The sequence below is a fragment of the Trichocoleus sp. AS-A1 genome (assembly GCF_039962015.1).
Classification (GTDB): domain Bacteria; phylum Cyanobacteriota; class Cyanobacteriia; order Cyanobacteriales; family FACHB-T130; genus FACHB-T130.
On sequence record NZ_JAMPKG010000002.1, the window covers coordinates 256,122 to 273,242 of the forward strand.

A 17,121-nucleotide genomic window follows, 5' to 3' on the forward strand; every position below is an offset into this window, starting at 1 on the left:
AGCTAGAGGACGTGCGTCTACTGTCCTTTGTTCGTCTCTAGAATCCCTGTCTAGAGCGCTAAAAGCTAGAAACTATATCATTTATCGTTAAATTGCTTATTTTTTGTACAGGGCAGTGAAGTCTGCCCTGTTGCAGGCTACAGCAGAATACTCACCAACCAGAAGTTAATCCGGGTTAAAGTTAGTTTTTACTGACCTTGTATTTTTGTTAAACCGTACATTCAGAAAGCAGCCGCTAGACAGGCACAGACAGCCTTTGATGATAAAGGCTGACAATTTGTGCAGTGACTTCGGCTATGCTCAGACCGTCGGTTTGGATCTCGATGGCATCGGCTGCCTTTCGCAGGGGTGCCAAGGCGCGGGTACTATCGCGGGTATCGCGTTCTTGAATGTCCCGTTCTAACTGCTCTAAACTGACTTCTGGCTGAGCTTGGTTTTTCAGGTCTTGCTGACGGCGTTGCGCCCGTGCGTGAGCGGAGGCGGTTAAGAAGATTTTGAGTTCCGCATCCGGGAAAACGTGGGTGCCAATGTCGCGTCCTTCGGCGACGACGCCTCCTTTTACTCCCCAGCGCTGCTGTTGTTTTACGAGTTCTCGGCGGACGTAGGGTTGAGCAGCGATCGCTGATACTTGAGCTGTGACTTCTCGCGAGCGAATTGCCTGGGTGACTTCGCGGTCATGAATCCAAACCCGCACTGGCGTCTGGAGGTCGTCACTGGTGCTTAGCTGAATCTGAGAACCACTCGCTAATTCGGCGATCGCGGGTTCATCTTTGACGCTGGTTCCTGATTCCAGAACCAGCCAAGTCAGGGCGCGGTACATCGCCCCGGTGTCTAAATAAAGTAGTCCTAAAGACTGGGCAACCGTGCGGGCTACGGTCGATTTTCCTGCTCCGGCAGGGCCATCAATCGCCAGAATCGGCTGGCGATCGCGCAAAGTTACATTATCAATCAAACGGGTTGTTCCTAGCCGCGCCGCGATGCTTAACAGTCCCGCCTCGTCAACTTTTTCCAATCGCATGAGAGTTGTTGGGTGAACCAGTTCAATATACTCGATCTGTACCTCTGGGACGAGTGCAAATTCCTTTTGAGCTGCCTCAATGAGAACAATGCGATCGCGATCTCCCGATTTAAATTTCTTCTGCGCTTGCTGTAAGCCGCGATACAAGACAGACGCCTGTTCTTTCTGTTCAGCACTTAGATACTGATTGCGGGACGAGAGTGCCAGTCCCGACGCCTCCCTGACGATGGGACACCCGACAATCTCTACCGGCAAATTGAGATCCGCCACCAGACGCCGGATAATCGCCAGTTGCTGGGCATCTTTCTCGCCAAAATAAGCATGAGTTGGTTGTACCAGGTTCAATAGCTTCGCCACCACTGTCGCCACTCCCTGAAAGTGTCCGGGACGAGAGCGACCGCACAACAATGAGGTCATGCTCTCCGGTGGAACTACCTGAGTTAAGTCATTGGGAATGGGTAATTGGGAATCGGGAACAGGCGCAAGCGTCCTTTCCACATTCCTCATTCCGTACATTTCTTCAGGAGCGGGGGCAAAAATCGCATCTACCCCCGCTTGTTCGCACAATTGCCAATCCTGCTCTAGCCGACGAGGATATTGTTGAAAATCCTCTGTCGGGCCAAACTGTAACGGATTTACGAAGATGCTGACGATGACCCGATCGTTGTCGCGTCGAGCGTGTTGGATTAAGCTAAGATGCCCTGCGTGCAATGCTCCCATTGTCGGTACAAAACCGATTTTCAAGGGATGCCGGTATAAATCCAAGTAGCAGTGCAATCCAGCAGTTGTCGTAAACAGGCGCACCAAACCCCCCTTTTTTGGTTGTTAGTGGTTAGTAATTGGTTTTCGAGCAACTAACTACTAACCACTAACACTACTCTCTGCCCAGTAGTCTATCTCCAGAAAAGAGGATTGGGCGTTTTAGGTGAACAGGAGGTTCAATGTCAAGAGTCTGGGCTTAACACCTTTGTGGCTAAAAGTTTAGTTGTCATCAACTGCTACCTTCTGCGGTTTGCCCAGAATTTCTACACGCACGGGTGCCACACCACTGCTGATCATGCCTAGAACTCTAGCAGCCCCGGCTGACACGTCAATGATCCGACCCCGGATAAAAGGCCCGCGATCGTTGATTCGCACGACGACAGAACGCCCGTTGTTTGTGTTAGTCACGCGCACTTGGGTTCCGAAAGGTAAGGTACGGTGAGCCGCGGTCATTGCATTCTCATTAAATCTTTCACCGCTGGCACTTTGAGTGCCATTGCCCGCGTAACCATACCAGGATGCCATGCCCTTAAGCTCGGAGATGACTGGTCTGTAGGCAATGGCGTTCGATGGTTGTTGCACGACGCGCGATCGCTCGTTCGCGACTCTGGAAGCGCTAGGGCGCTTGGCAATCTGGCGCGGCTTGGGCTTAGATGTGGGTACACCTGCAATTGCCCGTAGCGGCGGCGCGTTCCCCATCAGGCGTCTCAGCCGATTGGTTGCTTGTAAGGCATCGGTGGCAACGTTACGAGTGGTGTCGGGCAATCTTGTTTTCCCGTTTACCTCCACCAGTTCCTCGCCATTCACTTTAATGCTGTAGTTGCTCTTGTCACCATTCCAAACGACCGCGATCGCTTTCGCATCCACTTGATCTCGGCTCAACTGATTCAGCTTCGCAGCAACAGCAGTGGCTCGCCAAACCGGATTGTCTTGAGAAGTGTTGGCATCCGCTTGACGCGATCCGTCTGAAGTTCTCTGGGCTTCCCCTACTTTCGTGCTTTCTGCGGGAGCTTGACGGGAGCCGAGAAAGGTTAAGACTGGAATACTGCGGACATAGAGTGTTGCTGCCTGATACCCGTTTAACTCATGGGGAAGAATTTTAGCAACAACCGCCCGATCCATTGCACTTGGACAAGGTTTTACTAAGCACCGGAGTGCGGATTGAGACTGGTATTCTCCCAATTTGACACCGTTGGTCGGCTGAAGGTTTGACGGTGTTGAGAGTAAGGGCGAAGAGACTGCTTGCCGAAGGTCGTTTTTAGTTACTCTCGATTTGCTTGTCTGTTGCGCCTGAGAAACACGGGATTCGGAAGCTTGGTTAACCCCCTTGATTGACTCCGCATAACTAGATGTAGTCGTACCCAGGAGGGCAGTCGTTAAAAGGGTTGAAAACATTCCGAAACAAAATCTTTGGTTCATAGAGTCCTTGTGAAAAGTACTGGGAGGTCGAGCGTAGAGCCAAATGCCAGTGGTAGCGCCAGACGGCTCATTTGCCCAATCGATAACTCGTACTCGTTCTGTATTCACCCTGGTCTGTGGAACTGCAACAGACTACCATGAAGTTTTTGAAAAGGGGATCGGGGATTTCCGCTAGGAAGCAACAACTTTATGAAACCTTCACACAGTAATTTCCGAAAAAATGCGGTTATGATGTTGAAGTCAATATGGTTTGAGACAAAAATCAGGTTTCCGGAACTTTATCAGAACTTCACAAACGAGGAAGCCAGTTTGTGAATAATTGGTGAAGCAATCGGGGCATAGTGCTGCCCAACGGTACAAAATTGCGATCGCTGTCCTATCTGTCGCGTTAGCCAAGTAAAATACGTCTCTTGATCGCTGCTGAACAGGTTTGAATTCATGGATTATCGAGACGCTGGTGTAGATGTTGAGGCGGGGCGGAGTTTTGTAGAGAAAATCCGCAGTTTGGTGCAAAGTACGCACCGCTCAGAAGTATTGGGTGGTTTAGGCGGCTTTAGTGGTTGGTTTCAGTTGCCAACTGGATACAAAGAGCCGGTTTTGGTTTCAGGGACGGATGGCGTAGGCACCAAGCTAAAACTCGCCCATCAGCTCAACTTCCACCACACCGTGGGAATTGACCTTGTAGCAATGTGCGTCAACGATGTGTTGACGTGTGGTGCAGAACCGTTATTTTTTCTAGATTATTTAGCCACAGGGCAACTAAACCCAGAGCAGCTCACTCAGGTGGTTGATGGCATCGCTGCGGGATGTCGTGAGTCAGGGTGTGCCCTACTGGGAGGAGAAACCGCAGAAATGCCGGGTTTTTACCAACTGGGCGAGTATGACTTGGCGGGTTTTTGTGTGGGGATTGTAGAAAAGAGCCAGATATTGGATGGTTCTCTGGTGAAAGAGGGAGATGTGGCGATCGCTCTTGCCAGTCAAGGTCTCCACAGCAATGGTTTTAGTCTGGTGCGGAAGATTGTTGAACGTAGCGGCGTTGACTTGCACGCCTCCCCAACCGATGTTAGGGGGGAAGGCTTTGCGCCCTTAGACGGTAAGAATTTTGGGGAAGTTTTATTAACTCCCACCCGGATTTACGTCAAACCCGTTTTAGCGGCACGGAAGGCTGGGCTTGACATTCATGGCATGGCTCACATTACGGGTGGCGGCTTGCCAGAAAACTTACCTCGCTGTATTGGTGCCGATTTATCTATCCAGATCGATCTTCAATCGTGGAAAATTCCGCCTATTTTTAATTGGCTTGCTGACGCTGGTGAAGTCAAACCCGCCGATATGTTTAATACGTTCAATATGGGCATCGGTTTTGTCGTCCTCGTGCCCCCAAACCAAGCCGACCAAACCATCAGCTGGTTTGAATCCCAAAATATCCCCGCCTATGCCATCGGCAAAGCGATCGCTGGTAGCGGGGGTCTGATTGGAATCCCAGATTAAAAAGGCGGCACCCGGATTTGAACCGGGGGATAAAGGTTTTGCAGACCTCTGCCTTACCACTTGGCTATGCCGCCGCAATTGCAGATTCTTAGTATACCAAAATTTTTTCCGGACGCATTGACTCTGTACGAATTGGAAGACTAGTCGCTATATTCAAAGCTGATGCAGGTTATCTGATGTGATGACGATCACAGGAACGGGGTTCCTAGATCGCAAGTCTTTGATGATCTGAAACGCTAATCTAATACGAATCTCCAAATGTAAGTGGATTTACGGAATGGTTGACGTTCGCCTACTGCTGGGGAAGTTCGTCAGCTTTGGTTATCTCTAAGCGGAGAATCGCCTTGGTTTGACCAAAAACAGCCATCTGGGTGTACTGACTTGCTAAGTATTTTTTTGAGCAGCGACCAGAATACCTTTTCATTACAGAAACTATGACTCAAGCCAACCCGCTTCTGATTGCTCAAATTACAGACATTCACTTGTTCGCAGATACCAAAAAGGAATTGCTAGGGCTTCCTACTGCCAAGTCTTTTGATGTAGTTTTAGAGCAATTGCACCGAATGTGCCCTCAGCCGGATTTGCTATTGCTAACAGGAGATTTGTCCCAAGATGGTAAGCCGCAATCTTACACGCGGTTGGCAGAACTGCTGAGTCCTCTGGGAATTCCTACTTACTGGCTACCGGGCAACCATGACCAACCATTGGTTATGCAAGAGGTATTAAATGAGGCTCCGATTTGTCCGGAGAAGTCGTTTGAAGCGGGAGGGTGGCAGTTTTTATTGCTCAATTCTCACGTACCAGGTTGCGTCTATGGCAAACTATCTTCAGAAAGCTTAGTTTGGCTAGACCAGCAGCTACAGCGTGCAGATAAACGTCCTACCCTAATTGCTTTACACCATCCCCCTTTTGTTGTCGATTCCGATTGGCTGGATGGCAGTTCATTACAAAATTCAGAGGAACTATTTGCCGTCATCGATCGCCATTCTCAGGTGCGGTTGGTTGTTTTTGGTCATATTCATCAAGAATTTTATCGGCGGCGCGGTGAGGTTCATTACTTGGGTAGTCCCTCTACGTCAATTCAGTTTGAACCGCATAGCCACCAGTTTTCCTTAGATGAGGAAGCGCCAGGATTTCGTTTATTTAATCTGTATCCAGATGGCAGGATTGAAACTAGGGTGGAACGGGTTGCTTACGCGCATGAGTTGGATTTGGCAGCTACTGGTTATTAGAGTGGAAGTTGGCATTTTTAAAAACCGTTTTCTTCAAGAAAACGGTTTTTTTTTGATGCGATCGCGCTTCCAAGCGATTATTTTTACTGACAATAGTTGCGCGATCGCTTGCAACATAGGTGAAAACACTGAGCCATTGTTTGCTGAGAGGGGGATATCCTTTGAGTCAAGGGTTACATCCCACCTCTACTCCCCTATTACTCATGACACCACCAAATTTTTGGGAATCACTTACTAAGACAGCAACAAATCTTGGAGAAGCTGTTGGCAACACTGCATCGCAAGCAACTCAAGCCGCAGCAGAAACAGCGACAGGCTTTGGGGGAGTTGTTAGCAGTGCTGTATCACAAGCGAGTAAAGCAGTAACAGAAACGGCTATGGCGGTTGGAAAAACTACCAGAAAGCCAGTAAGTTTACCCCAAACGTCTGAGGATGATCGCTTAGCCTTTTATGGTGTGTTTTTTGCAGTTGCAGCAGCAGATGGCTCAATTGATCCAGAGGAGTTGAACCTAATTTTAAATACTCCCGATCTGGATAATATGTCTGAATCTGCAAAGCGTCAGGTGCAGTCTTATGCTATTAATCCGCCTACCTTAGAGGACTCTTTAAAAAAACTGTCTAAGGCAGATGATACGCTTCGCTTTGGTTTAATGTTCTATATTCTGAACCTTGTTTGGGTGGATAAGGTTCTTAACCCTGGTGAAGCAAAAGCAATCAAGCTAGCTCAAGCAGAACTGAAAATCACAGATGAGCAGGTGCAAGCTATACAGGCATTTGTTCAGAAGATGGGAGAGATTCGAGAACGTGGATTAAATGATGATTATGCAGTTAATGCCATGAAAGAAGCAACTTCAGTTCTCGTAAAAGCAGGTATTCCCGTCACCCCCTTCTCTTCATCAGAAACAGCAAATACCCAGACAAGTTTTGAAACTACTTATTCAGATGAGCTGTTTTGGGAAAAGCTTGGAAATTTTGCAGTGCAAGCTGGAAAAAATGTTGTTGAAAACGCTTTAATTCTTTTCTATGCTGCTGAGCATCCAAACACTCCAACTAACCAAAAACTAATTGTATATGGAGCATTAGCTTACTTAATATTGCCCGTAGATGCTGTTCCTGATTTTCTTCCTGCTGTAGGATTTGGGGATGATATAGGTTCCTTAACGACTGCCCTAGGTATGATTGTTTGGAATATCAACTCTGAAGTAAAAGAAGCTGCAAAGCAGAAAATGCAAGAGTGGTTCGGCAAGGATTAATAAAATTAGTTGATAAGATTCATGAAAGCGATCGCTTCCTATGTGACAAGAAGCGATCGCTTTTTCCTTAATCTCCAGTAGCAAAGGCCCGCAACTGGCACTGATTACTACTAGACTTCACAAAGACGAGCGATATTTCAAAAGCTGATAGATAAAGCGATTTTGAGCGATTTTGCACGCCTTTATTCGCTAGCTTGCCAATGCACGAAAGGACGCCCAGATGCCACGGTTTTAGAAACAATCTTGGTATAGCCAGGAACCCAATTAAGATTTACGCGAAAATAGACTTTGCCATTGCGAAACTCGAAGCTGTAGGAGTGTAAATCTGGAGAACTGGCCTGACCGACACAGGAGGCATAAGCTTCTTGCAGTGGAGCTTCATATTCCACAAACGTATTGCCTGAAGATGAAATTTTCCCATTACTCGCGATCGCTTTCGTGTCAGCGACAACTGTATGATCGGCAGCACCTTCAGAAGGCAACAAGACTGTCCAAAGTCCGACTGATGCGGGACACGTTCCTGATTGCTGTTCTACAGTCAATTGCTGGTTGGGTTGTTCTGAAGACACATCGGATGCTGGCTGAGCTAACGTCGAAGTAGATGTATTCAGCAGCAACGCAGACAAAATTCCTAAAGTGGTCGCGAATTGTACGGGTTGAAAAGGGGGAATTTTGGAGAGGAGTTTTTGGGGAATTAAAGTCGTTAGTGCCATTTGAAGTGCCTGCCAGCGTCTCAAGTGAAGAGCCTCTATAAATAGGATCGCTTGGCGCAGGCGCGATCGCCCTCCTACAGATTGGTTAACCCGATCGGGTGATAGATCCGTATTTTTTCGGAAATCGGAAAGATAAATCTTGAAGATTAGATGATGAATTTGTTCCCAATTCATCATTTTTAATGATGCTTCTGAAAAATTCGTTCTTCTGACTACTGCCTTTGGCTTTCAACCCATCAAAAGACTTTTATCGGCGCGAAGGATGAAAGCCTCCACTGCAATCGAACAAAAGGGTTAAAGAGTGAGCAAAACCATAAGTCAGAGTCAAAAAATTCCCTATCCAGAAGAGCGTGTTTCCACTAGACTGTATGCGAAAACTAGCCCCATGTATTGCTCTAATCTCCTACAAAGTGTGGCGGAAGCGACCCATCAACTGCTGACAAATCGCGATTTTGCAGTTGGCGTGAATCAAGCTTTAGCAACTCTAGGCAGAGTAACGGGAGTGCATCGATCTTATATTTTTGAGATTCATCCTCATCCAGAAACCCGTGAATTAGCCTTTAGCCACCGATTTGAATGGACAAAAGAGTTTGTAACGCCTCAAATTCACAATCCCAATTTACAGAACCAGGAATTGGCGGCTTGTCGCATCAGTCGGTGGTACGAAGATTTGCAAGCTGGGAAGGCAGTTCGGGGTTTAATTCGCGAACTTTCAAATGGCGAACGGGAAGTTTTGGCAAACAAGCAAATCTCCTCTATATTAGTTGTCCCAATTTCTTGTAATGGCAAACTTTGGGGCTTAATTGGCTTTGACGATCGCCGCTACGATCGCCAGTGGTCAAAGGATGAGGAAGCTTGTTTGATAACGATGGCAGCAAGTTTCGGGAAAGCGATCGCTCATCAGCAAACGACTGAAACTCTACGGCAGAGCGAATTACGGCTGCAACAAATTACCGCTAACGTACCGGGGATGATTTTTCAGTTCCTTCAGCGTTCGGATGGTTCCCAGGCTGTCCCCTATGCCAGTTCCGGTTGCCGCGAACTGTTTGAATTAGAGCCGGAGGCGATTCAGGCAAATTGTGGCAAGGAGTTAATTTATCCCGACGACCGCGAGGCTTATGAACAATCCATCGCAGTTTCGGCTGTGACACAGCAACCTTGTAAATGGGAAGGTCGGATTCAGACTCCCAGCGGCAAAATTAAGTGGATTCAATGCGCTTCTCGACCAGAGAAGCAACTCAATGGCGATATTCTCTGGGATGGGTTGGTAATGGATATTACCGACCGAAAGCGGGCTGAGGAGGCGCTGCGAAGTTCAGAGGAGAAGTTCGCATCCGCTTTTCGTTCCAGTCCTGACTCAATAACGATTACCACCCTCAAAGAGGGACGATACATTGATGTCAACGAAAGTTTCCTCAATCTTTCCGGTTTCCAACGCCATGAAATTATTGGTCATACGACATTGGAATTAAATATCTGGGTGAATCCAGAAGACCGCATCAAAGTTATCCAGCAGGTACAGGAAGAAGGTGCTGTCCGCAACCAGGAATGCGAGTTTCGCAACAAGTCAGGAAAGGTAATAATAGGGCTTTTCTGTGCAGAAATCATCAACTTGGAGGGTGAGCCGTGTTTGCTGACAATTGGGAACGATATCACTGAACGCAAGCAGGCGGAAATGAGGCAGCGCTTGGTGCAAGAACGCGATCGCTTGTTGGCAGAAATGGCGCTGCGAATCCGCAAATCGCTGGATTTGGACGAAATTTTTAACACTACCGTGGCAGAAGTCCGGTCGTTTCTGAAAGCCGACCGGGTCTTCATCGCTTCCGATACGACGGGAAAAGGCAGGGTAATGGCTGAATCCGTAGAACCCAATTACCCGCCGATTATGAACTGGGTACTTGACGATCGAAGTTCCCTGGAGGAGATGCGAACCTTGTTTGAGGCGAATCAGGTTCGAGTCGTTGAGGATACAACCCAAGCGATGGTTCATCCAGCGATCGCATCCTATTACCGCGATTATCACGTCAAAGCCGCCGTGGCTGTCCCAATTCGCGTGAAAGGCGATCGGTTATTGGGTGCATTAATTGTTAATCAATGCAGTGGAGCGAGGCGCTGGGAACCGATCGAGATTGATTTGCTAGAACAATTGGGAACCCAAGTTGCGATCGCCATTCAGCAATCTTGCCTCTTCCAACAGGTACAGGAACTCAATACCAACTTAGAATGCCAAGTTCGGGAACGTACCGCTCAACTAGAGCAAAAAATCCAGGAAGTTCAAGAACTATACGAACTGAAGGATGTCTTCCTCCATGCCGTTTCCCACGACCTGCGGACGCCGCTCACCGGCTGGTTACTGGTGTTGCAGAATTTGTTAACAGCGAATGGCAATGAACAAAAGACAATTCCAGTGTCTCGGTCAATTTTAGAGCGGATGATTCAAAGTAGCGATCGCCAACTCCGCTTGATTAACTCCTTGTTAGAAGTTCACACCAGCGAAGTGGGAGGTTTTGTCTTGCAGCGCGAACCAGTTCAACTTAACTCTCTCATTCAAGAGATTGTTGAGGATTTTGAGCCGTTGTGTGTCAAAAATCAGGCAATTCTGATCGATCAAATTCCTTCTGAACTGCCCACAGTGAACGCCGATCCGCTTCAGCTGCGGCGTGTGTTTGAAAATCTACTCACGAATGCTTTTAACCATAACCCACCCGGACTCAGGATGATTCTTAAGGCGACCGTTGAAGAACAGACGATTCGCTGCACTATTGAAGATAACGGTGTTGGGATGAATCCAGAACAATGCGATCGCGCCTTTGAACTTTATGCCCGTGGTTCGCAAGCACGACGCTCAACTGGTATTGGTTTGGGATTATATCTTTGTCAGCAGATTGTACAAGCTCACGGGGGCAAAATTGGCGTGACTAGTTCTCCAAAAGCTGGTGCAACCTTCTGGTTTACTTTACCTTTTGCAATGTCACCATAAACAGAAAGATGTTATTAGTCTAAGAGCTGTTTTATGCCTGCTTACTAGACCAATCTGATTGAATTTATAAAATGCTAGTCCTTTAGATACCCAACTTCTTAGAGAAGTTGGGTATTTCGTCTTCAATCCAACCGAAAAACACAATAATAGGACTCTTATGCTGGCTAGATACCTATGCTGACTAGATAAAGATGTCAGATGAATGAATCCTAGTACATCCTTAACGATGGCTACTAACCAATAACTAAAGCATAGTTAAAAATCACCCGATTGGGTGATTCGTTAAAAGAAAGTTAAATGTATTACTCCCTCTTAAATTAGAAAATAAACCTTTGAGCGATCGCTCAATCGGTGAAAATAATTGAAAATCAAGTTTTGCTTGTTATCGTGGCAAAAAAATTATTACTTTTGATAGAAGAAAGAGATTAGGCTTTACATTTTCTGTGCCAGTTTTCTTACAATCACCTATGGACTGCATTTTTGAAGTAGGGATGGGAATACTAAAGGATGAAGGCTATAAAAAAATGAAAAACCAGAAAAGTTGAAAGTTACCGCAAAGCGTAGCTTTTCACACTTCGGACTTCATTTTTTAGGGTTTTCAGCCTGTTAATCTGGTGAAATTGTTGAAAAATGGTTGAGTTAAAAAGAAGTGAAGTAATTGCTAATGCCTGAATATCTAGAAGCCATCCGGGAGTGTTGTCGGGACGAAGCCGCCTTTGAAAAGCTCAAACAAATTCTGGCTGACGGCGAGATTGAAACGATTCAAAAAACGACAGACAAGCTCAGACAGCAAGAGTCAAGATTTCAAAGAATGGTTGCCAACATACCGGGCATGATTTACCAATATCTGCGGTGCCCGGATGGTCGTGAGTCTATCGTCTGTGCTAGTTCCGGCTACCAAGAATTGTTTGAGTTAGAACCAGAACATATTCAGGCGAATTTTCAACTGCTTAAGGATTTAATTCATCCCGATGATGTCAAAGGGTATGAAGAATCTGTAGATATTTCTGCCGCCACGCTGCAACCTTGGGCTTGGGAAGGTCGTATCGTCACGCCGACTGGCAAAATTAAGTGGGTACAATGCGCCTCCCGTCCGGAAAAGCAGGCAAACGGTGATATTCTCTGGGATGGCTTGCTGATGGAAGTGACAGAACGCAAGCGAGCCGAAGCAGCACTAGAGCGAGAACGCAGATTATTTATCAGGGGGCCGGTTACGGTCTTCCGCTGGGTTGCCCAAGAAAATCGACCCGTGGAATACGTCTCGCCCAACATCAGTCAGTGGGGCTATCAACCGGATGACTTTATTAGTGGCAGGGTGACGTATGGTAGCGTTATCCATCCCGATGACTTAGCTCAAGTCGAGGCTCAGACTCAAGCGTATGATGCGGCTGGCTTAAATTTTCAGGAACAGGACTATCGCCTGATTCGCTCTGATGGCGAGGTGCGATGGGTTTATGAATTCACCAGTGTTGTCCGCAATGACCAAGGGAACATCACCCACTACGAAGGATATATTCTCGATATCACCAAGCGAAAGGAGGCGGAAGTCCAACTCCGGGCTGCGGGAGAACGCGATCGCGCTAGCATCTGCGTTCTGAGTGCGGCTCGCTTACTAGGAGAGATTGCGCTGAGAATTCGGCGATCGCTGGATCTCGATCAAATTCTCAATAACACCGTTCAGGAGGTTCGGCAATTTCTGCAAGCTGACCGAGTTTTCATCGCTCACTTAGATACCAATTCTCAAGGCAAAGTTGTAGCAGAATCAGTGGTACCGGATTGTCGATCGATTCTCGGCTGGGTGACAAGTGACCGTTACCTCAGAGAACTTAAATCCTTCTTTAAACAAGGTCAGGTTCAGGCAATTGATGATACAGAGAAAGTCGTTAAATCTCGCTTTCATACTGCCTACTACGCTCAATATCAAATTAAAGCCAGTTTATGCGTTCCTATTCTGGTGGGAAACGAGTTTTTTGGAATGTTGATCGCTAATCAATGCAGCGGATCGCGTCATTGGCAGCAGTTTGAAATTGAATTGCTCTGTTCGCTAGCAACCCAAGTCGCGATCGCTATCCAACAAGCACAACTTTACGAACAAGTATCCACTCTGAATACCTGTCTAGAGCGGACTGTCGAGGAGCGCACTGCCCAGTTACAGCAGGCAGTGGCACAACTCCAAGAAATGAACCAACTCAAGGACGTTGTTTTACATACAGTTTCCCACGAACTCCGGACTTCGGTAATTGGAACTGTAATGGTGCTAAAAAATTTGCTCAATCAGCCAGCGGAAAAAATTACCCTTTCTCGTTCAATTGTCGAACGCATGATTCAAGGGAACGAGCGGCAATTGGGAATGATTAATTCCTTGTTAGAAACTCATTCTAGCGAGGAAGAGGGCATTATCCTCCATCGCGAGCCTATTCAAATAAAGACTCTGTTTGCAAAGATTCTCCAAGGCTTAGAGCCAACGCTGTCGCAAAATCAAGCGACACTAACGAATCTTGTTTCCGCTGATTTACCCTTGGTCATGGTCGATCCAGCTCAGTTACAGCGAGTTTTAGAAAACTTATTCAACCATATTTTGAAGCATAATCCCCCCAAACTGAGCCTACATCTGAGCGCCACCGTTGAGTCTCAAAGACTGCGCTGTACGCTTCAGGATAACGGTATCGGGATGAGCCAACAAGAGTGCGATCGCTTATTCGATCTTTATATCCGAGATCCGAGATCCAGTTGCTCGACTGGCACTGGTTTAAAATTGTATCTTTGCAAGCAAATTATCACAGCCCACGGCGGGGAAATTGGAGCGAATAGCAGTCCTGGATTAGGGACAACCTTGTGGTTTACATTACCTCTAAATCGGGATGCTTCTTAGCCTTTTAGTCTTTGAAGTTATATCGAATCCGGTTAATTCATCAACCTTATAGAAAAATTTCTTGACGCCTCTCCGTTTACGGAGAGGCGTCAAGAGAGTGACATTCCTTCTTTAGTGAGGAATCTTACTCAAAGCGTGCCAAGTGCGATCGCCAACAATTCCATCCGCAATTAAACCAGAGCGCCTTTGGAAAGAGCGCACCGCTGCATCTGTTGCTGGGCCGAAGTTTGGGCTAGTTGCAGCAGTAAAATCGCCAGTTGTCTGTAAAAGACGCTGAAGCGTGACTACGATTTGACCTTTGCTACCTTTTTGCAGCACTGGCATATTGACGGGCGCACCCTTGTAAAGAGCCTGCCAAGTCAGATTTCCTACGATGCCATCTTCTTTCAAAAAGACGCGGTGCTGGTAAGATTTCACTGCATTTTCAACGACGATATCGAAGATTCCATCAATGTCACCGTTATAACTTCCCCAGTGAGTTAAAAGTCTTTGTAGTTCCTCAACCGATGCTCCTTGGGAACCGCGCTGAAGTACAGGTTTGTTGGTCTGGATGTTAGCATTTGCTTGAGTATTAATTGGAGCTTGCATGGTTAGTGTTCCTTGAAGTGATTTGGTGTTCCTTACACTTACTAAGGTAATGTTTAGCTCTCAGCTTCCACTTCACCCAACTAGCTCATTCTTTTGGATGATGTTGATTCTTACCACCTTTTAAAAAAGCTTTTATTTAAGTGCTAATGCTTGGCATTTCTCGAAATCATCCATTCGGGTGAATCAAGAGCATGAGGTAGATAAAATAAATCATATTATTTTGATAACTACTGTTTTTTTAAACAGTTGAATTGTATAGATAGGATTTTTTTTAAAGTGTTGTTGACCATCTAAGTAGCTGGACACGATTAAACTAAAGACTCGTGAGTTAGTTTGCTTAACCTTGGCAATCTTTCATCTAGCTTAAGACAGAATTGATGTTCACCCAGTTGGGTGAGACAAGGGGATGAAGTGCGATCGCTTCTAATCGTCTTAACCTGAGACCTGACACTGAATTCAAGGGTGCATGGTCATGTTGTCATTCTACTTATACGCTCGACGCATGGGGTTTATTTTGATTCAGCCGGAGGCAATTACAAAAACTCCCCGTCTGACTAGCAGACAGTCTTTAATTGAGCCAAAACTACAGGTTTCGACGCACCAACAGTCAGCACAGTTTACGGAAAGTAGACATCAAATCGCACAACTTTATCACTTGGAGCGTCGGACATTTCTGTAGAAATACAATGAATCGCATTCCTACAGAATTTGGTTTACACCAGTCCAGAACGAAGCGCGACAACAGCTGCCTGAACCCGGTCATCGACAGACAGTTTGTTCATGATGCCACGGACATGGGTTTTGACCGTGTTGGGGCTGAGGTAGAGGGCGGCAGCAATCTCCGGATTGCTTTTGCCTTCTACCATTAATTTCAATACCTCTAACTCGCGCTGCGATAGCGTTGAAACACTGCCGGTCACTGAAGGCGGTTTAAGATGGTCAATTACTCGTCGTGCAATTTGCGGATCGAGGTAGGTAGCACCTTCTTGGGCGGCAGCGATCGCAGAGAGCAAGCGTTCTACACTGGCACCTTTGATGCAGTAAGCATCTGCACCACTAGAAAGGGCGGCAATAATCTCGGTTTCTGTCGTATGGGAGGTCAATACCACTACCCGGATATCAGGAAGCGCTGCCTTGATTTGCTGGGTGGCGGCAATTCCATCTAGTCTTGGCAGACCAATATCCATAACCACCAGATCCGGTTTCAGTTTAAGAGCAGCTTCAACGCCTAAATAGCCATCTTCGGCTTGTCCGACAATCGTGAACTGCGGATGAGCGGCTAATGACTGCTCCAAACCCAACTGCATCATGGGATCGTCTTCTACAATCAAAACTCGCAATGGCTTTGACTCGGTTGGTAGATTCTGGGGTGATTCTGTTTCGGAGGGCATGGAATTAAATGGCACTTTACACTTATGGTAAAACCACGCGGATTGGCAGGTAATTCGGATAAAGCGGATTTCCTCAGACCAATCCTAATCCCTTCCGGAATTTAAAAAGTAAAAGTTAAAATTAAAAATTGCCAAAGCCCTATATTTTTGAGGGATTTTGAATTTTTATAGTATTTTGCGCTGATTACTGCCTGGAATCTCCCTCTCTTCCTTCCACTTGCAAGGGGATGCGGTATTGTCCGGCAACATAATAGAAGAAGCGATAATAATTGGGAAATTGTTTAGAGGGCGATCGCCCCTGCCAGTAGTAGCGTATCCTTCCCTGAATCAATGTCAATCGCATCAAACTGATATCTGAACGCAGTTCTACATAAAGTTTTCCAGTAACTCCTTGTTGGGTAGTAAAGTTCTGCTGCGTGAATTGATGGGGGGGTTTTTGCCCTGATGGCGCAAGTTCAATTTCTGGCAAGCGATCGCCCGCCACTCCTAATATTTCCACCTCTGGGTCTTGAGGATCTCTAAAAGCTCTTCCATCCCGATTGTCTGGCATTGGCGCAGCAATCCAGTTACTGGGATAAGGAAACTCGAAGCTATAACGCGGATTTCTATACGTTTTCCAGGTTGGCGGCTGGGTATCCGAGGCGCGACAACTCCACAGCATTACACAGAGTGCGATCGCATAAACAACAACACGCCAGTTGCAACAAGCTTCGACTCTCTGACTTCTAACAACCGATCTAGGACGCCGGACCCCTCTGGGAAGGTTATTTAGCAATGGACACCGCCGAAACCTATCTCCGTTCTGCTTGCTTATATTCCTTACGCCAGTTCGTCCGACTCTGCCGGAAACTGTTAAGCAATGTAACAATATTGCCGTCATGCTGGCATGATGTCTTGACAGCCCGGAATAAGGCAGATAACCTGTGAAATATACCCGGGTAGAACAACTGAAAAGTTATATGCAAGACAAGCAAAAGGTTACGTTGTATCTTCCTCCAGGTCTCCATCGCCAGCTCAAAATTCGCTCAGCTGTTGACACGGAACCCATGTCAACAATTGTCGAAAGAGCGATCGTCTTCTACTTGGCTAACCCAGAAGTGGTTGATGAGGTAGAAGCAATCCAGGGAAGGACTCATCGAGTCTATTCCTGTCCGGAGTGTACTAGCTCTGTGGTACTGCGAGATGGAGAAATGGTTTCCCTGGATAATCAACCAGGTGTAATCGCTGAAGAGCTGACTACCCTTGAAAATGCCAGAGGTGAACTCGGCACGGATTCTCAGGGAGAAGAGGCATTGGTTCCCTGTTAAAGTTCCAAATCCTCCAGACTGCTTGAATTCCTCGCTTGCTCACGTTGGTTGCGGTTGATAAATGTTTGGCTAGTGGTTGTGCCGTCTCTAATGGG

15 protein-coding genes and 1 tRNA gene are annotated in these 17,121 nt (G+C 46.8%); 7 read left to right on the top strand and 9 right to left on the bottom strand.

The genetic code is table 11. From position 1 onward, the window contains the following. Nucleotides 1–235 precede the first annotated feature (235 nt). The 3 genes from NC994_RS02740 to NC994_RS02750 all read right to left on the bottom strand — a co-directional run bounded on the left by NC994_RS02740 (nucleotide 236) and on the right by NC994_RS02750 (nucleotide 3,639). Entirely contained in the window at nucleotides 236–1,822 is a 1,587-nt protein-coding gene (locus NC994_RS02740; protein ID WP_190441051.1) for a bifunctional pantoate--beta-alanine ligase/(d)CMP kinase, read from the bottom strand. 177 nt (nucleotides 1,823–1,999) lie between these two features. Further along, entirely contained in the window at nucleotides 2,000–3,175 is a 1,176-nt protein-coding gene (locus tag NC994_RS02745; RefSeq protein ID WP_242030637.1) for a septal ring lytic transglycosylase RlpA family protein, read from the bottom strand. A gap of 305 nt (nucleotides 3,176–3,480) precedes the next feature. After that, nucleotides 3,481–3,639 carry a hypothetical protein gene (locus NC994_RS02750; RefSeq protein WP_190415379.1) on the bottom strand — a complete coding sequence of 53 codons (159 nt, stop codon included), beginning with the start codon at nucleotides 3,637–3,639 and terminating at the stop codon, nucleotides 3,481–3,483. On the opposite strand from NC994_RS02750, the gene purM reads away from it, so the two are divergent. Next, entirely contained in the window at nucleotides 3,638–4,690 is a 1,053-nt protein-coding gene (gene purM / locus NC994_RS02755) for a phosphoribosylformylglycinamidine cyclo-ligase (protein ID WP_190415377.1), read from the top strand. The genes NC994_RS02750 and purM overlap by 2 nt on opposite strands. A 2-nt stretch (nucleotides 4,691–4,692) precedes the next feature. Here purM and NC994_RS02760 read toward each other — a convergent pair. Both NC994_RS02760 and NC994_RS02765 read right to left on the bottom strand, forming a co-directional pair. After that, nucleotides 4,693–4,764, bottom strand: a tRNA-Cys gene (locus tag NC994_RS02760). 218 nt (nucleotides 4,765–4,982) lie between these two features. After that, nucleotides 4,983–5,114, bottom strand: coding sequence for a hypothetical protein (locus NC994_RS02765; RefSeq protein WP_277877673.1), 132 nt, complete (start codon nucleotides 5,112–5,114; stop codon nucleotides 4,983–4,985). Nucleotides 5,115–5,124: 10 nt separating this feature from the next. Between NC994_RS02765 and cpdA the strand changes: the two genes are divergently transcribed. Next, a complete protein-coding gene (gene cpdA / locus NC994_RS02770; protein WP_190415375.1) occupies nucleotides 5,125–5,922 on the top strand; it encodes a 3',5'-cyclic-AMP phosphodiesterase in 798 nt (265 codons plus the stop codon). A 203-nt stretch (nucleotides 5,923–6,125) separates the two neighbouring features. Beyond that, the gene (locus NC994_RS02775; protein WP_242032609.1) at nucleotides 6,126–7,175 is read left to right on the top strand and encodes a YkvA family protein; all 1,050 of its coding nucleotides are present in this window, start codon (nucleotides 6,126–6,128) and stop codon (nucleotides 7,173–7,175) included. A 182-nt stretch (nucleotides 7,176–7,357) separates the two neighbouring features. On the opposite strand, the gene NC994_RS02780 is transcribed toward NC994_RS02775, so the two are convergent. Then, nucleotides 7,358–8,065 carry a hypothetical protein gene (locus NC994_RS02780; RefSeq protein WP_190441056.1) on the bottom strand — a complete coding sequence of 236 codons (708 nt, stop codon included), beginning with the start codon at nucleotides 8,063–8,065 and terminating at the stop codon, nucleotides 7,358–7,360. A 124-nt stretch (nucleotides 8,066–8,189) separates the two neighbouring features. Here NC994_RS02780 and NC994_RS02785 point away from each other — a divergent pair, with 124 nt between their 5' ends. Both NC994_RS02785 and NC994_RS02790 read left to right on the top strand, forming a co-directional pair. Continuing rightward, nucleotides 8,190–10,868 carry a GAF domain-containing protein gene (locus tag NC994_RS02785; protein ID WP_190441068.1) on the top strand — a complete coding sequence of 893 codons (2,679 nt, stop codon included), beginning with the start codon at nucleotides 8,190–8,192 and terminating at the stop codon, nucleotides 10,866–10,868. A 664-nt stretch (nucleotides 10,869–11,532) separates the two neighbouring features. Continuing rightward, nucleotides 11,533–13,740 carry a PAS domain-containing protein gene (locus tag NC994_RS02790; RefSeq protein WP_190441080.1) on the top strand — a complete coding sequence of 736 codons (2,208 nt, stop codon included), beginning with the start codon at nucleotides 11,533–11,535 and terminating at the stop codon, nucleotides 13,738–13,740. Nucleotides 13,741–13,851: 111 nt separating this feature from the next. Here NC994_RS02790 and NC994_RS02795 read toward each other — a convergent pair whose 3' ends face one another. Further along, nucleotides 13,852–14,328 carry a peptidoglycan-binding protein gene (locus NC994_RS02795; protein WP_190441083.1) on the bottom strand — a complete coding sequence of 159 codons (477 nt, stop codon included), beginning with the start codon at nucleotides 14,326–14,328 and terminating at the stop codon, nucleotides 13,852–13,854. Nucleotides 14,329–14,800: 472 nt separating this feature from the next. Between NC994_RS02795 and NC994_RS02800 the strand changes: the two genes are divergently transcribed. Further along, the gene (locus tag NC994_RS02800) at nucleotides 14,801–15,007 is read left to right on the top strand and encodes a hypothetical protein (protein WP_190441088.1); all 207 of its coding nucleotides are present in this window, start codon (nucleotides 14,801–14,803) and stop codon (nucleotides 15,005–15,007) included. Between the two features lie 34 nt (nucleotides 15,008–15,041). On the opposite strand, the gene NC994_RS02805 is transcribed toward NC994_RS02800, so the two are convergent. Together NC994_RS02805 and NC994_RS02810 are read right to left on the bottom strand one after the other, a co-directional pair. After that, nucleotides 15,042–15,719, bottom strand: a complete 678-nt coding sequence (locus tag NC994_RS02805; protein ID WP_190428820.1) for a response regulator — start codon at nucleotides 15,717–15,719, stop codon at nucleotides 15,042–15,044. A 184-nt stretch (nucleotides 15,720–15,903) separates the two neighbouring features. After that, nucleotides 15,904–16,494, bottom strand: a complete 591-nt coding sequence (locus tag NC994_RS02810; protein WP_242032610.1) for a hypothetical protein — start codon at nucleotides 16,492–16,494, stop codon at nucleotides 15,904–15,906. Nucleotides 16,495–16,678: 184 nt separating this feature from the next. Between NC994_RS02810 and NC994_RS02815 the strand changes: the two genes are divergently transcribed. After that, the gene (locus tag NC994_RS02815; protein WP_190415708.1) at nucleotides 16,679–17,026 is read left to right on the top strand and encodes a hypothetical protein; all 348 of its coding nucleotides are present in this window, start codon (nucleotides 16,679–16,681) and stop codon (nucleotides 17,024–17,026) included. Nucleotides 17,027–17,121: the final 95 nt, after the last annotated feature.

Bases quoted from the DNA above. Each gene is read 5' to 3' on its own strand.
- NC994_RS02745 (WP_242030637.1), bottom strand. From the start codon at position 3,175: ATGTTTTCAACCCTTTTAACGACTGCCCTCCTGGGTACGACTACATCT.
- purM (WP_190415377.1), top strand. From the start codon at position 3,638: ATGGATTATCGAGACGCTGGTGTAGATGTTGAGGCGGGGCGGAGTTTT.
- NC994_RS02750 (WP_190415379.1), bottom strand. From the start codon at position 3,639: ATGAATTCAAACCTGTTCAGCAGCGATCAAGAGACGTATTTTACTTGG.
- NC994_RS02765 (WP_277877673.1), bottom strand. From the start codon at position 5,114: ATGAAAAGGTATTCTGGTCGCTGCTCAAAAAAATACTTAGCAAGTCAG.
- cpdA (WP_190415375.1), top strand. From the start codon at position 5,125: ATGACTCAAGCCAACCCGCTTCTGATTGCTCAAATTACAGACATTCAC.
- NC994_RS02775 (WP_242032609.1), top strand. From the start codon at position 6,126: ATGACACCACCAAATTTTTGGGAATCACTTACTAAGACAGCAACAAAT.
- NC994_RS02780 (WP_190441056.1), bottom strand. From the start codon at position 8,065: ATGATGAATTGGGAACAAATTCATCATCTAATCTTCAAGATTTATCTT.
- NC994_RS02790 (WP_190441080.1), top strand. From the start codon at position 11,533: ATGCCTGAATATCTAGAAGCCATCCGGGAGTGTTGTCGGGACGAAGCC.
- NC994_RS02795 (WP_190441083.1), bottom strand. From the start codon at position 14,328: ATGCAAGCTCCAATTAATACTCAAGCAAATGCTAACATCCAGACCAAC.
- NC994_RS02800 (WP_190441088.1), top strand. From the start codon at position 14,801: ATGTTGTCATTCTACTTATACGCTCGACGCATGGGGTTTATTTTGATT.
- NC994_RS02805 (WP_190428820.1), bottom strand. From the start codon at position 15,719: ATGCCCTCCGAAACAGAATCACCCCAGAATCTACCAACCGAGTCAAAG.
- NC994_RS02815 (WP_190415708.1), top strand. From the start codon at position 16,679: ATGCAAGACAAGCAAAAGGTTACGTTGTATCTTCCTCCAGGTCTCCAT.